This window comes from Chryseobacterium salipaludis, from assembly GCF_022968825.1.
Lineage (GTDB): Bacteria > Bacteroidota > Bacteroidia > Flavobacteriales > Weeksellaceae > Kaistella > Kaistella salipaludis.
The window spans coordinates 149,890-164,929 of sequence record NZ_JALHKS010000006.1; the positions used below are offsets into that span (position 1 = coordinate 149,890).

Genomic DNA, 15,040 nt, shown 5'->3' on the forward strand with positions numbered 1-15,040 from the left:
TTATAAATTAGTCTGCTAAAATATTAATTTAATTCCAATCGTACCCTTGCTAAATAGTGCGGTTGTCCACAAACGGCAAAGCGGGCCGAAACCCGCTTTTAATATATTGTGCTACCCCGGCCGTTTATTCTACCGCAAGAACTTCTGTAATTTCCGGTGCGAATTGTTTCACGGTATTTTCCACCCCGAGTTTCATGGTGGAAAAGCTCATGGGGCAACCATTGCAGTTCCCCTGTAATTTCACAAGAACTGTGTGGCCGGTTACATCCACCAACTCGATATCTCCCCCATCTTTATTCAAAAAAGGCCGTATACTTTCCAGCGCTTCGAGCACGCGTGTTACTGTATCTTCCTGTGATTTTATATTTTCCATGTTGCTGTGCAGCAGTTTTTCTTGTATGTAGGTTAACGGATGTTCTTCCGCTTTATTTCTTTTTTGGCGAGCAGCCGGCCATAGTAGTAATCTTGACAGCTTCGGTTGGCGGCAGATTCTTATTGCGCTCCACCAGGCTTTCAATCATTTTCTGTGTGGTTTCACGATAGATTTCGGCAATTTTGGAACCTTCCTGAAGCGCGGCCGGACGGCCTACGTCTCCTGCTTCCCGAATGCTCTGAATCAGTGGAATCTCACCCAGAACCGGAATGCCCAGGTCCTCGGCCAAATATTGTGCTCCCTGATTGCCAAAGATATAATATTTATTCTCCGGCAACTCTTCTGGTGTAAAATAAGACATATTTTCGATAAGTCCTAATACCGGAATATTGATGCTTTCCATCTGGAACATGGCAATTCCCTTACGCACGTCTGCCAGTGCCACATGCTGTGGCGTACTCACGATTACCGCGCCGGTTACCGGTACTTCCTGAATAATGGATAAGTGAATATCACCTGTGCCCGGCGGCAGGTCCACGAGCAGGAAATCCAGTTCACCCCAGGCAGCGTCGCGAATCATCTGGTTTAACGCTTTGGAAGCCATAGGCCCACGCCAAACCACCGCCTGATTCGCACCGGAGAAGTATCCGATAGACAGCATTTTTACGCCATAATTTTCCACTGGCTTCATCAATGTGCGGCCATCTACTTCCACTGAAAGCGGTTTTTGATCTTCCGTGTCCAGCATGGTAGGGACAGACGGGCCATAAATATCCGCATCCAGCAATCCGACTTTGAAACCCATATTTGCCAAGGTCACAGCCAAGTTCGCAGCTACGGTAGATTTGCCCACCCCGCCTTTTCCGGAGGCAATGGCAATAATATTGGTAATGCCGGGAATTTGTTTTCCTTTAATTTGATTCTGCTGCACTTCCGAAGGTTCCGGTGAGGCAATCTTGAGCTTTAACACTACGTCTTCCCCAAATTCAGAAGCAAAAGCCTGCTTCATGGCTGCTTCCAGTTTTTTCTTTTCGTGCATGGCCGGTGAATGCGCGGTCATATCGATATACACATCGTTCCCCATCACCTGGAAATTGTGCACCAGATCATCCACTTCTATCTCTTTCAGGAAAGCCTGAACTTTCGCTTTCGTCAACATAATTCAGAATATATTTTTAGAAATGTAAAATTACGGAATTTTTTCCTTGTTTAGAATCATTAAAGTCTATGACAATTATCGCGTTTTCTGTGTTCTGCTGAAACGAAATAAAACTGCAACTTATTGAAAATATGAGCGAAAGCAGTGTTTTGGCAAAAATATTGTACAATGATACAGGATATTATAATCATTAATAAGAAAACACACCATTTTAAAAATTATTATTATGAAACATGCACTGTTAACTGTGTTCGCCGCTGCCGCGCTGGTGGCCTGCAAGAAGAACGAAACCACCACCATGGATACCACGACGGATACCACCATGGCAACCGACATGGACATGGACAGTACCATGGGAACCGATTCACTGGCAACTTCCAGCACCATTATGAATGTGAATCTGAATGACCAGGATACAGACTTCCTGAAGAAAGCGCTGATTGGCGGAATGTACGAAGTAATGGCCGGAGATCTGGCTGCCGTAAACGGCATGAATGATAAAGTAAAAGACCTGGGAAAAATGATGGTGAACGACCACACGAAAGTGAATGATGAACTGAAAAAATGGGCAACTGCCGCCAATGTTGATATCCCAACCGAACTTGATGCAGAGATGCAGAAAAAGTACAATGATTTAAAAGCCAAAACCGGAGCAGATTTCGATAAGGCATACGCTAAAATGATGGTTGATGATCATAAAAAAGACATTGAACTGTTTAAGAAAGAGGCTTCGGCGGGAGGCGATCAGTCCTTAAAAACTTTTGCATCCAGCACGGTTCCTAAACTGGAAGATCACCTTAAAAAAGCAGAAGACGCACACAATGCAGTGAAGTAAGCTGCAGATAACTTACAGCAAAATCCCACCGAAAGGCGGGATTTTGCGTTTTTTATATGGCTGTAATTGAATTTTTAAACTTCAGTGCTGCCGCCTTCCAGCTGGCCTTCCCATTTGGAAACGGCTGAGGTAGCAAGAGCATTACCCAACACGTTGGTCATACTGCGACCCATATCGCAGAAGTGGTCAATCGGCAGGATTAGCGCAATTCCTTCCGGCGGTATTCCGAACATTGTACAGGTGGCCACGATGATTACCAAGCTGGCTCGCGGCACACCGGCAATCCCTTTTGAGGTAAGCATTAACACCAGCAGCATGATAATCTGCTGCCCCAACGACATATCAATTCCATAAATCTGCGCAATGAAGATCGATGCAAAGGTCATATACATCATACTTCCATCGAGGTTAAAGGAATAACCCAGCGGCAGAATAAAAGACACGATACGGTTATTACAACCGAAGCGCTCCAGTTCTTCCACCAGTTTGGGGAAAACCGCCTCGGAACTGGTGGTGGAGAAGGCAATAAGCAAAGGTTCTTTTATCCGGCGCAGCAAATCGAAAAGACGATTTCCCAGAATAAAGTATCCCACCACACACAGCGCAAGCCACAATACGGCCAATGCCAAAAAGAAGTCGCGCAGGTAGATGGCATATACTTTAAAGATTTCAAAGCCGTTGGTAGCAACTACCGCAGCGATGGCACCGAGTACACCCAGCGGGGCAAACCACATAATATATCCTACCATTTTCAGGATCGCGTGCGCGCAGATGTCCAATGCGCGGACGACCGGCTGGGTATACTGTTCACCCATATTGGCCAGCGCTACGCCGAACATGATGGAGAAAACAACAATCTGCAGGACTTCGTTGGTAGCGAAAGCTTCGAATAAACTTTTAGGAATGACGTGTTTCACAAACTCTTCCAGAGACAATCCCTGACTGTGGGCAACTACTTCGCCGGCAGCATCAGCAGCGGGTTTGTCCAATTGCATGACCAAGCCGGGCTCCAGCCAGTTGACAAAGATTAGACCGATAAAAAGGGAAACCAAAGATGCGGTGATAAACCACAGCATGGCTTTCGTACCAACGCGGCCAATCATTTTAATGTCGCTCATTTTGGCGATGCCTACCACGAGGGTGGTAAATACCAGCGGCGCAATAATCATCTGTACCAACCGGATGAAGATGGTGCCGAGCAGCTTAATATTTTTGGAGAACCCTTCGGCGCTGTCGGGAAACTGAAGGTGCACAACCCCACCCATGATGACGCCGGCAATCAGCGCAATGACGATGGCGATAAAGAGTTTATTCTGTCCTTTCATATATTTCTTTTATGTTCGGCTACAAATATATGTTTTTTAGGAGAAAGAATTTTGAGCGGGCTTCCGGACAAGCGATTGCAGCGGAAATCCTTTTTACCGGAGCGCAGCTCAGGAAAAAGAATGCAGCGGAAAGCGCGGTCTCGTCAGGGGGTTGATAAACCCCGTGGCGAGATGGCCCCAAATAAAAAAGCTCCTGCGTGACAGAAGCTTTGATTTACCTGGATTAATCTTGCAAGTAGCGGGAGTAGGCGTATCCCTCCTCACCGCGCTGGTTCCGAACTTTCCACCAATCATCGGATGTTTGCTCGATCAGCGTAACGGTATCACCACGGCCGGCCTTGCCGACAACGGTAGCTTCCGTAGATGGGGCCTGGCGGATATTGAGGTTTGAATTTTCTGTATTGACGCGCAGGGTGACACCGGGCGTAAGGCCGGACACCTGGACATCAACATTAATGTCTGAGGCTTTATATTCCGGATCCACCACGCCTACGGCATTCCAAACGGCATCTTTTGCGGCCGTGGTCGCCGCGCTGCCGGATACATATAATACACCGTTCTGCTCGGTTACCTTTAGATTGGAGATTCCGGCAGACTGCGCAGCGCTGATAACGCCTGCATATTTTTCCTGTAATGATGTCATGGCTGCTTATTTTACGTTATAGTTATAGTTCACTTTCCCAACCTGCAGGGCATCTACAGATTCCTTAATTTGTCGCGCCTGGCTGGCGGAAACCTCTCCGGTAATGGTGAGTTCACCGTTGATAACTTCTGCCTTAGCGGTCGGAAAATCTTTCAGTGCATCATTTACTTTTTGCTGTATTGCGGGATCCGCGGCGGTAGTTGTTTCCACTACTTCGGGTGCAGCAATAGTCGTCATATCATGTACATCCTTGATGCCGGGAATTGCTTTGAGGGATGCGATCATATTGTCGCGCTCCGCTTCGCTCTGGAAGGTTCCGCTCAGGTGCGCGCTGCCGTCTTTCACTTCCACAGAAGCATTAGGATTGGATGTTACCACTGTGGTTGCCTGCGACTGCAGTTCCGCATCTGAGGTCTTTTTTTTGCAGCTTACGGAACCAAAAGAAATGGCCAGCGCCAGTGCTGCAAGTGCAAAGTGCTTTTTCATAGTTGATTTTTTGATTAAGGTTAAAATTAGGCAAAAGGGAAATCGCTCTTGCTATAACGCTTGCAATTTCTCCAAATACAGCTTGAGCTGCTGCAAAATAAGGACCAAAAGAATTTCTACGGCACCAGCATTTGCCGGAAGGTAAGATTGATGCGCGGTGCTTTAACCGTACGCATCACCGGCAGGCTGTGCACCCAATGTTGCTGCGTAGCTCCCTTCATAACCAATAAGGTTCCGGCAGGCAACATGAGTTGTACTTTTTCACCGGTTTTTTTGTGTTTAAAAATAAACCTGCGTTCTGCGCCGAAAGACAGCGAGGCAATGCTGCCGCCGGGCTGAAGTTCTGATTCTCCATCGGAATGGTAGCCCATTCCTTCAGTTCCGTCGTGGTAAAGATTGGCCAGACAGGAATTATAGGTATCACCGGTTGCGCTTTGAACTCTGTTTTTTAAATCTACGAGCACAGAAATCCAGGGAAGTGCGGAACGGGTTTTATTGGAGTACGTATAATCTAGTGGAAAATCTGCATACCAGGCCATTTCCCGTTTGGTAGTGATGTGCTTGCCAAACATGACGACCTCATCCGGCCGCCAGCTGATGTTTTCCAGCAATTCTTTTTCGTACCGGACCGCTTCGGTGCGGGATAAAATGCTCCCAAACGACAGAACTTCTCCGTCATAAGGAAGCAGGTTCTTATCAGGCTGCGGCTCCAGAGGGAAAAGTTCTGTCATTGAAAGTTGATTGTAAAGGAAGATTAGAGTTGCTCCATCATTTCTTCTGTAATTTCCATATTGTGATACACGTTCTGAACATCGTCATCTTCTTCAAAACGTTCCAGCATTTTCATATTGATTTTAAACTGCTCTTCGGAAACTTCTTTGGTATTGTTGGCAATACGCTGCAATTCCGCGCTCTTCGGCTCCAGCCCGAGGGTTTCCAGTTTGTGGGATAAGGATCCGAAGTCTTCAAAGGCTGTTGTGATGAACACTTCTTCCTCGTCCTGCTCTATTTCTTCGGCGCCGCCATCAATCATTTCCATTTCGAATTCATCCCAGTCTCCCCGGATCGCTGAACGGTCCAGCGTGAAGATTCCCTTGCGGTCAAAGATGAAGGCAAGTTCACCATTTTTACCCAGGTTTCCATCAAATTTATTAAAGATTGCGCGAACGTTTGCAACGGTACGCGTGGGGTTATTGGTTGTGCATTCCACAAAGAAAGCCACACCACCCTGACCATAGCCTTCGTAAGTTACCTCCTCAAAGTGCTCAGCATCGGCACCACTTGCTTTTTTGATGGCGCGCTCCACATTGTCTTTTGGCATGTTCGCGCCCTTGGCATTCTGAATACAGCGCCGCAGTGCCGGGTTTGAATCAGGATCCGGGCCACCGGCTTTTACCGCAAGTGCGATGTCTTTACCAATCTTGGAAAATGTTTTGGCCATCTTATCCCAGCGGGCCATTTTAGAAGCTTTTCTGTATTCGAACGCGCGTCCCATAGTCTAATGATACTTTATTTTAGTTAGACAAAATTACAAATTAGTTTATAAAAAAACACCCTCCGCGGGGGAGGGTGCTTTGATATTTAAAAATGAATCCGAAGATTATTTTCTCTTTTTAGCCGGAGCTTTTTTCTTAGCAGGAGTTACAACATCATGCTTTTTGTAAGTAGCCCACTCTACGTCGTCTTCAATTGCTTTAACAACTACTTTTCTGTCTTGTTGTCTTTCAGCGTCAGAAGCTGTTTCCGGAACTACCGCTTTAGATTCACCAACACCGATAGATTTCAGTGAGGATGGATTAACACCTCTTGCATCCAGGGCAGAAACTACAGACTGTGCTCTTCTTCTGGACAGGTCAAGGTTATAAGCTTCAGGACCTTTCTTATCTGTTTGTCCTTCCAGCAGGTAGTTACCGCCGTCAGCTTTGATGATATTCGCAGCTGCATCCAGTCTTGGACCTGACTCAGCTTTGATGGTTGCTTTGTTAAAGTCGAAGTAAATGTTTTTCAACTCACCTTCTACTTCAGTAGCAGTCACTGATTTTGGTTTTGGACATCCGTTGTACTCAGGCAGACCTGGAACTGTAGGACAAGCATCGTCTTTATCAAGGATTCCGTCACCATCAGTATCTGGCCAAGGGCATCCGTTATTTTCTACCGGTCCTGGAACTGTAGGACAAGCATCGTCTTTATCTGGAACTCCGTCACCATCAGTATCTGGCCAAGGGCATCCGTTGTTTTCTACTGGTCCTGCAACATCTGGACATTCGTCATCGATATCTGGGATACCATCTCCGTCAGTATCAGGGCAACCCTGGAACTCTGGTAAACCTGGGGTATCAGGACATCTGTCTTCTTTATCTGGGATTCCGTCTTTATCTCTGTCTGTATTTCCGAAACGGAACAACAGGGAAGCAGATGCTTGCCAGAAGTTAGCAATATCTGATTTGTCAACCGGTGTAGACACATAATCTCCCTGAATACCTAAACCGAAGTTCTGAGTGATCCAGAAGTTAGATCCAATACCAGTAGCAACTGCGAAGTGGTCTTTTCTTCTTTGAGTGTTAGCTTCGTTATTAGAAAAACCTTGGTAAACAGTACCGTTGGTATCAGTTACCGGGAAGTTAACTCCTGTGTAATCATGTCTCAGGTAGTTAGCACCTACTCTTAAATAAGGGTCAAACCAGGAATCTTCATTCCAAAGGCCGTTAAATTTAAATTGCAGCCCCAGACCGGTCATCAGGAAGAATTCTTTCCCCATACCGATTCTCTTGTTATCCACGTTTCCTACGGAAGTCTGCCAGTCCAGTACCAAATATTGGTTCAGGTTACGAGCAACCGTAAGTTTGGATAAAGGTGGAGTAATTGTAAAGTTGTTGATGTTATACAATTCACCTCCATCTCCGCCACCAAAGGCAGTTCCAAACACGTTACCTACATTTCCTCCTGCAGCAACATGATTTACTCCGTGAGCCCCCACCCCGATAAGCCACGGGTTTGTGGTGGTCTGAGCGAATACAGTAGAGGCAACTGTAAGTGCCAATGCTGAAATTCCTAATTTTAGATTTTTCATAGAATTAAATGATTAAATAATTGATAATGCAAAATAAATATAAATTTTCTTTCCAGGCAAAGATTAGCAGGCTGTTTTTAACCTTTCTTTAGCATTCTGTCCAGATTTCTTTTGTTTTCCCTGTCTTTTATAGTTTCCCGTTTATCATAAAGTTTTTTCCCTCTTCCCAACGCTATTAAAACCTTAGCTTTTCCTCTGTCATTAATATACAACTTTAAAGGTATAATGGTATTGCCGGCATCCTTAAGTTTTCGCTCGTATTTTTGCAATTCCCGTTTGTGCAGCAACAACTTCCGTTCCCTTTTTATTTTATGATTGTAAAAAGTTCCCAATTTATACTCGTCTATCATCATGTTGATGATGTACAACTCCCCGTCGATGAACTGGCAGAACGCTTCGGAAATGCTGGCTTTTGAAGAACGTAACGATTTGATTTCCGTACCGGTAAGCACAATTCCCGCTTCAGTTTCTTCCGACAATTCGTACTCAAAACGCGCCCTTCTGTTCAGGATCGAAACCGATTTTTCAATTTTCATATTTGCGCCATTTTATTTTTTACCGGTGTTAAATTTTAAACATTTTTAACACCAACGGATTAATTTTTAAGAAAAGAAGACACGTCTTAAGGCTAAAAAATTCACGCTCAGCAACATTCTGATTAAAGCCGATTTCTTTTCGTATTTTTGCACCAAATTTACAAAACTATATGTTAACAGTATCTAATTTATCTTTACAGTTCGGCAAGCGGGTGCTTTTTGATGAGGTAAATATTATGTTTTCAAAAGGGAACTGCTACGGCATAATTGGTGCCAATGGCGCCGGAAAATCCACCTTTCTGAAAATTCTTACCGGAAAACAAGATCCTACTACCGGATCAGTATCACTGGAGCCGGGTAAGCGCATGTCGGTTCTGGAACAGGATCACTACGCGTATGATCAGTTCACGGTACTGGACACTGTATTAAGAGGTAATAAAAAACTATACGAGATTAAATCTGAAATGGATGCTTTGTACGCCAAGGAAGATTTCTCAGATGAAGACGGAATCAAAGCCGGGGAACTTGGCGTTCAGTATGACGAAATGGGTGGCTGGAACTCCGAGTCTGATGCCATGACTATGCTTTCCAATGTAGGCATCAAAGATGACATGCATTATCAGATGATGAGCGAACTGGAAAACCAGGATAAAGTAAAAGTATTGCTGGCACAGGCGCTGTTCGGAAATCCGGATGTATTGATCCTCGACGAACCTACCAACGACCTTGACATTGCGACTATTTCCTGGCTGGAAGATTTCCTGGCCGGATATGAAAACACCGTGATCGTGGTATCGCACGACCGCCACTTCCTCGACACCGTCTGCACGCACATTGGTGACCTGGATTACGCGAAATTAAACCTGTACACCGGGAACTACTCTTTCTGGTATCAGGCTTCCCAGCTGGCAACGAAGCAACGTCAGCAGGCTAATAAAAAAGCAGAAGAAAAGAAAAAAGAACTTCAGGATTTCATCGCGCGTTTCTCCTCCAACGTAGCAAAAGCGAAACAGGCAACGGCGCGTAAAAAGATGATCGACAAGCTGAACATCGAAGATATTAAACCTTCTTCCCGACGCTATCCCGCCATTATTTTTGATGCCGAGCGCGAAGCGGGTGACCAGATTCTGGAAGTAAAAGGCCTGGAAAAGACGCGTGACGGCGAATTGCTGTTCTCTGATATTAACCTTAATTTAAAGAAAGGTGACAAAGTAGCGGTACTCTCAAGAAACTCTTTGGCAATTACAGAGTTTTTCCAGATCCTAGCCGGAAATACCGAAGCTGACAAAGGAACCTTTAACTGGGGAATTACAACGTCCCAATCCTACATGCCGCTGGATAACAGTGAATTCTTCCAGGATAATGTTAACCTGGTAGACTGGCTGCGGCAATTTACAAAGAATGACGAGGAAAGGCACGAGGAATATATGCGCGGCTTCCTTGGGAAAATGCTCTTCTCCGGAGATGAAGCCCTGAAATCCTGCACCGTACTTTCCGGAGGCGAGAAGATGCGCTGTATGTTCAGCCGCATGATGCTGCAACGTGCCAACGTACTGCTGCTAGATGAACCTACGAACCACTTAGACCTGGAAAGTATTACCACACTCAATAACTCACTGGTAAGTTTCAAAGGAAACATTCTGCTGGCATCACATGACCACGAAATGCTGCAAACGGTTTGTAACCGCATCATTGAACTGACGCCGAAAGGAATCATCGACCGCGAAATGACATACGATGAGTACCTGGAAGACAAAAAAGTGAAAGAACTGCAAACGCAGATGTATTCATAAGCTAAATAAAAACAGGCTGCCCGGAATGAGCAGCCTGTTTTTTTTCACCATTTATTAATATAAGTCATATCCGAGGTAATTTCTACTACGCGATAAATAAGCCGGCGATCATTGCCGCATCATCGCCACTCAGCGTTTCATCGAAAGAAGCAGATCCTGCTGCGGCTCCGAATAAGGTAGCCGTATTGAAACCCACCTGTACGGTAGCTTCTTCTCCATTATAAACCGCCTGGGCAGCGGCCGGGATGTTGCCGCCGTTGTTCAGTTCTATCCATCCTTTGTTACCGCGCATCCGGCGAACCTGCGACGCGTGGCGTGCTTCCACGGAATGAATCTGAAGCGCTGCCTGCAGAACATTTTTGTTAGATGCCACATTGCCTGCCTCGCCTTTGTAGGTGCGCACGCTCCTATCTTCAAAACCCTGCGCCAGAGTCATAAACTGCGCATAATCCGTGAAAGGCTGAAAGTTTCCACCGGCAGTAAAGTCAAAAGTGGGTTTCGGGCCCGGCGATACACCCAAGACATCAGCGTAGATTTAAGGAAACCAACGTGCGCCGTTTCATGTTTGCTGATTTGCTGAAAAACAATGCGGTCCGCAGAGGGTATCAAACCTGAAGTGGCCAGGCCGACGCGGTAATATTCATCTTCCAGATATTCCAGCGTGAGGGCCAGCTGGAGCACATCCGTTAGAGCAGAAGCCGCAGAGGCAGTTACTGCAGTTGAGGCACCGGCAGCGGCATAAACCACCGTTGGTTCCGCTGTATTCAGCGCAGCACCCGCTTGTTTTTGTGCGCCTGTTTGCCTGTTGGCAAATTTGGTAAAGAATTGGTCATCCGCTAAAGTATCGAGTATTTTTAATAAGTTCATGATTTCTGATTTTTAAGGTTAGATGAAAAATGCAGGATTAGGCAATGCCCTGCTCACGCCAGGTGAAAGGTGTTTTGATGAACCCTGCCGCGACCTGAACAATCTGCTTCGGATCTTTTGCCACATCGAGGCCGTTTGCATCCACCACATCATCTCCCGAGAAATCTGCAGAACCCGGATTAATTGCATTTCTGATGGCAGAAGCGTGCCTTGCCTCCACCAAAACTATTTTCCCGGCCATCACCAGGTAATCTAAATTGCTGATTAGCTTACCGGCACCATTGTACGCAGCAACTCCGGTATCTTCCAGTGCTTTTGCGGTCGCCAGAATTGAATTTCGGCTGTTGAAATCCACACCATCATACTTAAACTCCAGTTTTGGCAACACATCGTTCGTCGCCCCGCTGATCGCTGCTTTAAAGAAATCTCTGTGCACCACTTCGTGATGGTAAATATCAGTAAACATCTGCTTCTCGGCATCAGAAATATTTTTGTAAAAATTATTGACCACTTTCGTATAGAAATCTGCCTCCAGTTGTTCCAGTGCATAAGCGTAATTCAAAACATCCACATCACCTTTCCCCAGATCAAATACGTCGTTCTGCGGATAATCAAAATCATCATCACGGCATCCTGCCAGCGCAAGTCCCGCCAGCACCAGACCGGCACCACCGAGCTTCAGGAAATTTCTCCTGTTGGTATCCAAGGTTACACCCCCATTGGACACTTCAATTGTTTTTTCATAATTATATATTTTGGTTAATGGTTCTATTTATAATTACGAAGAGAATTGTACAGCAGTTTTGCATCCGCAGTTAAAAAGCAGGCTCACACTTATAACTAACTGAAATCCAGCAATAAAAATTTTAAATAATTTAAATTATTCAGATAATCCCTTACCATTTTACCACTTTCATATAGTATAATTTGATTTTTATCTAGCGATTTTCAAAATTCTTTAGTAAACTTTTATTTAAGATAATTTATAAAGATGCCTGCCTTAAAGAGCTGCCATATTTTTCCTATTTTTGTGAAACTATGAGTCAAAAATGGATTTACCGACCCGAACCGGATGAGGATATTGTGGATGGGATATGCTCTTCACTTGGTTTTGGCACGTTTGAATCCAGAATACTGGTCCTACGTGGTATTGATAACTATCAGAAAGCACGCGAATTTTTCAAACCTAACTTAAACGACATTCATAATCCTTTCTTAATGAAGGACATGCAGCTTGCCGTGGACCGGATTGCTACCGCAATCGAAAATGGTGAGAAAATTTTGGTGTACGGCGATTATGATGTGGACGGAACCACCGCGGTTGCCCTGATGTACCTTTATTTAAGCAAAATTGTCGAAAAGAAATACCTCGATTATTACATTCCCGACCGCAATTCGGAGGGATACGGGATTTCAAAAGAAGGCATTGACTTCGCGAAGGAAAATGATTTTTCTTTGATTATTGCCTTGGATTGCGGAATCAAAGCTTTGGATAAAATTGACTATGCAAAAACACTCGGCGTAGACTTCATTATTTGCGACCACCATTTGCCGGGCGAAACCATCCCGGATGCTGTCGCTGTACTGGATCCGAAACGGCGCGACTGCCGCTATCCTTTTAAGGAACTTTCAGGCTGCGGCGTGGGCTTTAAGCTTTGCCAGGGACTGAACACTATTTATAAAATACCGGAAGCTGAACTCTTTGAGCTTACCGATTTACTGGCGATCTCCATTGCAGCAGATATTGTGTCGATGACCGGCGAAAACCGCGTTCTGGCAAAACAAGGGCTGAAAGTATTACGTAAAACCCGAAATCTCGGTTTGCGCTTATTAATCCCGGAAGATAAACTCGCTCACTTTGAAATCAGCAATATCGTTTTCGAAATTGCACCCAAGATTAATGCAGCCGGTCGGATCTCGCACGGGAAAGCAGCCGTGGAACTAATGGTTTCCGATAACCTGAAACACGCGCACCAAATCGTAAATGATATTGTAACGCTGAACGACTCCCGCCGCGAAATGGATATGAGCAGCACCATTGAAGCGCTGGAACAGGTAGAGAAAACAGGGCAACTGAACAAGTTAACGACAGTGGTGTATGGCCCGTCGTGGAACAAAGGCGTCATTGGTATCGTGGCTTCCCGCTTAATCGAAAGCCATTACAAACCTACTTTGGTATTTACGGATGGGAATAATGGTGAGCTCGTAGCCTCTGCCCGCTCGGTAGCCGATTTTGATGTACATCATGCACTGGAACGATGCTCGGATCTTTTCCTGAAATTCGGTGGCCATCCTGCGGCAGCCGGCCTGAGTATGGAGAAGGAAAAATTTGAACAGTTCAAAGAAAAGTTTGAAGCCGTGGTTGCCGAGAAAATTCAGGAACACCAGATTCAACCCAGTCTGACCATTGATGCGGTGATCCACCCCGATGCCTTGCACAAGGATTTCTTTTCTTTCCACCGCAAGCTGGCGCCCTTTGGGCCACATAATATGAAACCTATTCTGGTACTGAAAGACATGGCAGTGGCAGGGTATGTAAAAACGATGGGCAAGGACAATAATCACCTGAAGTTTTATATTCGTCAGGATTCCACCGGTCGTAACGTGGAGTGTGTAGGTTTTAAACTGGGGCACTTTGCAGATGATTTCCGTACACGGCGGTTCGATGTTGCCTTTACCATTGAAGAGAATCACTGGAAAGGAAATGTGAATTATTACCTGAATATCCGGGACGTCAAGTTTCTCTAATTTTTATTTTTAAACCATCCGGTGCCGCTCAAATTCCCGGCTGCGGTCAAAAAGATAGCGGTACGTGGCCAGCTTACGCGTCACCTTGGTATCCAGATTTTCAGCGATGCGTATCATTTTAGGATTAAAATCACCAATCCACTGCATCTCATATTCGGTGAAATCTGTTGTTTTGCGGAAATGCCTGGTTCCTTCCCAGATCATATAGCCATCCACGCCGCGCCGTTGCCATTCCGGCACCACGCCAAAGACCAAGCCGACCATTTTCTTGTTTCGCCGGAACTTTTTAATTAATAAAAAGAGGATTTTATAAAAAAGGCCGAATCGTCCGTTCAGATATTTAAACCACTGGTTCAGGTCCGGAATATTCAGCCACATCGCGATGGGTTCGCCCTGATCATATACAAACCACGAGATATGTTCATTGATCGCAGGCTTCAGGGAGCGAAACATCTTCTTGGCCTGCAGTTCCGACATTTGTTTTCCTTCACCGTGCTGCGCCCAGGCTTTATTATACACATGCGCAAAATCAGCGGCAAACTTATCGAGGTTGTTTTTCCTTAAAGGTAAAGCGCGGATATTCGGTTGTTTGGACAGCCGGGCGTGCATATCCATGAAATTCTGTGCTACGGGATCATGTACTTGCCGGCCGAAACATAACTGATTAAAATAAACCTGAAAACCATAGTTTTCGAAAAGCTGACGGTAATACGGCGCATGATAATTCATTCCATATAAGGGTTCGGTAAACCCTTCTATCAGCAAACCCCAGAACCGGTCGCGCTCGCCGAAGTTGATCGGTCCGTCCATTGCTTCCATGCCCCGCTTTTGCAGCCATTCTTTTGCGTAATCAAACATAAAATTTGCGGTTGCCTGATCATCAACGCAGTCAAAAAAGCCAATGCCGCCGGTAGGTTGTGCCTGGCGGTATTTTTTATTCGTGAAAACAGCCAGCCGGCCTACCGTTTGCCCCGCGCTGTTTTGAAAGAGAAAGCGTTGACATGCACCGGATTTAAAAAATTTATTTTTAGCCGGATCAAACACCTGTTCCACATCCGGATCCAGCGGACGGATATAATGGGGATCGTCTTTAAAAATACGGGATGGAAAATCCAGAAACTCGCGCTGCTGCGGTTTTGAAGTCACAGAAATCACCTTCATATACCAAATGTAGCAGATTTTCCGGCCAATCAAAAGGATATTTT

16 protein-coding genes are annotated in these 15,040 nt (G+C 45.4%); 3 read left to right on the forward strand and 13 right to left on the reverse strand.

Going from position 1 to position 15,040, the window contains the following annotated elements; translation table 11 throughout:
* Positions 1-124: 124 nt before the first annotated feature.
* Positions 125-373, reverse strand: coding sequence for a NifU family protein (locus MVI27_RS10630; protein WP_246961649.1), 249 nt, complete (start codon positions 371-373; stop codon positions 125-127).
* A gap of 52 nt (positions 374-425) precedes the next feature.
* The gene (locus tag MVI27_RS10635; protein ID WP_246961651.1) at positions 426-1,532 is read right to left on the reverse strand and encodes an Mrp/NBP35 family ATP-binding protein; all 1,107 of its coding nucleotides are present in this window, start codon (positions 1,530-1,532) and stop codon (positions 426-428) included.
* A 226-nt stretch (positions 1,533-1,758) separates the two neighbouring features.
* On the opposite strand from MVI27_RS10635, the gene MVI27_RS10640 reads away from it, so the two are divergent.
* The gene (locus tag MVI27_RS10640) at positions 1,759-2,367 is read left to right on the forward strand and encodes a DUF4142 domain-containing protein (RefSeq protein WP_246961653.1); all 609 of its coding nucleotides are present in this window, start codon (positions 1,759-1,761) and stop codon (positions 2,365-2,367) included.
* Between the two features lie 74 nt (positions 2,368-2,441).
* Here the strand turns inward: MVI27_RS10640 and MVI27_RS10645 are convergent, their stop codons facing one another.
* The 7 genes from MVI27_RS10645 to smpB form a co-directional block, all read right to left on the reverse strand.
* The gene (locus MVI27_RS10645) at positions 2,442-3,692 is read right to left on the reverse strand and encodes a dicarboxylate/amino acid:cation symporter (protein ID WP_246961655.1); all 1,251 of its coding nucleotides are present in this window, start codon (positions 3,690-3,692) and stop codon (positions 2,442-2,444) included.
* Positions 3,693-3,915: 223 nt separating this feature from the next.
* Complete coding sequence (locus MVI27_RS10650; RefSeq protein WP_246961657.1) at positions 3,916-4,335, reverse strand: SH3 domain-containing protein; 420 nt, start codon at positions 4,333-4,335, stop codon at positions 3,916-3,918.
* Between the two features lie 6 nt (positions 4,336-4,341).
* A complete protein-coding gene (locus tag MVI27_RS10655) occupies positions 4,342-4,821 on the reverse strand; it encodes a BON domain-containing protein (RefSeq protein ID WP_246961659.1) in 480 nt (159 codons plus the stop codon).
* 116 nt (positions 4,822-4,937) lie between these two features.
* The gene (locus MVI27_RS10660) at positions 4,938-5,552 is read right to left on the reverse strand and encodes an alpha-ketoglutarate-dependent dioxygenase AlkB family protein (protein WP_246961661.1); all 615 of its coding nucleotides are present in this window, start codon (positions 5,550-5,552) and stop codon (positions 4,938-4,940) included.
* A gap of 23 nt (positions 5,553-5,575) precedes the next feature.
* Positions 5,576-6,316 (reverse strand): YebC/PmpR family DNA-binding transcriptional regulator, encoded by a 741-nt coding sequence (locus MVI27_RS10665; RefSeq protein ID WP_246961663.1) that lies wholly within the window; start codon positions 6,314-6,316, stop codon positions 5,576-5,578.
* A 105-nt stretch (positions 6,317-6,421) separates the two neighbouring features.
* A complete protein-coding gene (locus tag MVI27_RS10670) occupies positions 6,422-7,891 on the reverse strand; it encodes an OmpA family protein (RefSeq protein WP_246961665.1) in 1,470 nt (489 codons plus the stop codon).
* A gap of 77 nt (positions 7,892-7,968) precedes the next feature.
* Positions 7,969-8,427 (reverse strand): SsrA-binding protein SmpB, encoded by a 459-nt coding sequence (smpB, locus tag MVI27_RS10675; protein WP_246961667.1) that lies wholly within the window; start codon positions 8,425-8,427, stop codon positions 7,969-7,971.
* A gap of 170 nt (positions 8,428-8,597) precedes the next feature.
* Here smpB and MVI27_RS10680 point away from each other — a divergent pair, with 170 nt between their 5' ends.
* Positions 8,598-10,220 (forward strand): ABC-F family ATP-binding cassette domain-containing protein, encoded by a 1,623-nt coding sequence (locus MVI27_RS10680; protein ID WP_246961669.1) that lies wholly within the window; start codon positions 8,598-8,600, stop codon positions 10,218-10,220.
* A gap of 85 nt (positions 10,221-10,305) precedes the next feature.
* Here the strand turns inward: MVI27_RS10680 and MVI27_RS11925 are convergent, their stop codons facing one another.
* The 3 genes from MVI27_RS11925 to MVI27_RS10690 are packed head-to-tail and all read right to left on the reverse strand — an operon-like array spanning position 10,306 to position 11,814.
* Positions 10,306-10,740 (reverse strand): ferritin-like domain-containing protein, encoded by a 435-nt coding sequence (locus MVI27_RS11925; RefSeq protein ID WP_323134626.1) that lies wholly within the window; start codon positions 10,738-10,740, stop codon positions 10,306-10,308.
* Entirely contained in the window at positions 10,653-11,087 is a 435-nt protein-coding gene (locus tag MVI27_RS11930; protein WP_323134625.1) for a ferritin-like domain-containing protein, read from the reverse strand. Before MVI27_RS11930 ends, MVI27_RS11925 begins: the two co-directional genes overlap by 88 nt.
* A 37-nt stretch (positions 11,088-11,124) precedes the next feature.
* The gene (locus MVI27_RS10690; protein ID WP_246961671.1) at positions 11,125-11,814 is read right to left on the reverse strand and encodes a ferritin-like domain-containing protein; all 690 of its coding nucleotides are present in this window, start codon (positions 11,812-11,814) and stop codon (positions 11,125-11,127) included.
* Between the two features lie 311 nt (positions 11,815-12,125).
* Between MVI27_RS10690 and recJ the strand changes: the two genes are divergently transcribed.
* On the forward strand, positions 12,126-13,835 hold the full coding sequence (recJ, locus tag MVI27_RS10695) for a single-stranded-DNA-specific exonuclease RecJ (protein ID WP_246961673.1): 1,710 nt from the start codon (positions 12,126-12,128) through the stop codon (positions 13,833-13,835).
* A 9-nt stretch (positions 13,836-13,844) separates the two neighbouring features.
* On the opposite strand, the gene MVI27_RS10700 is transcribed toward recJ, so the two are convergent.
* Entirely contained in the window at positions 13,845-14,996 is a 1,152-nt protein-coding gene (locus MVI27_RS10700; RefSeq protein WP_246961674.1) for a hypothetical protein, read from the reverse strand.
* Positions 14,997-15,040: the final 44 nt, after the last annotated feature.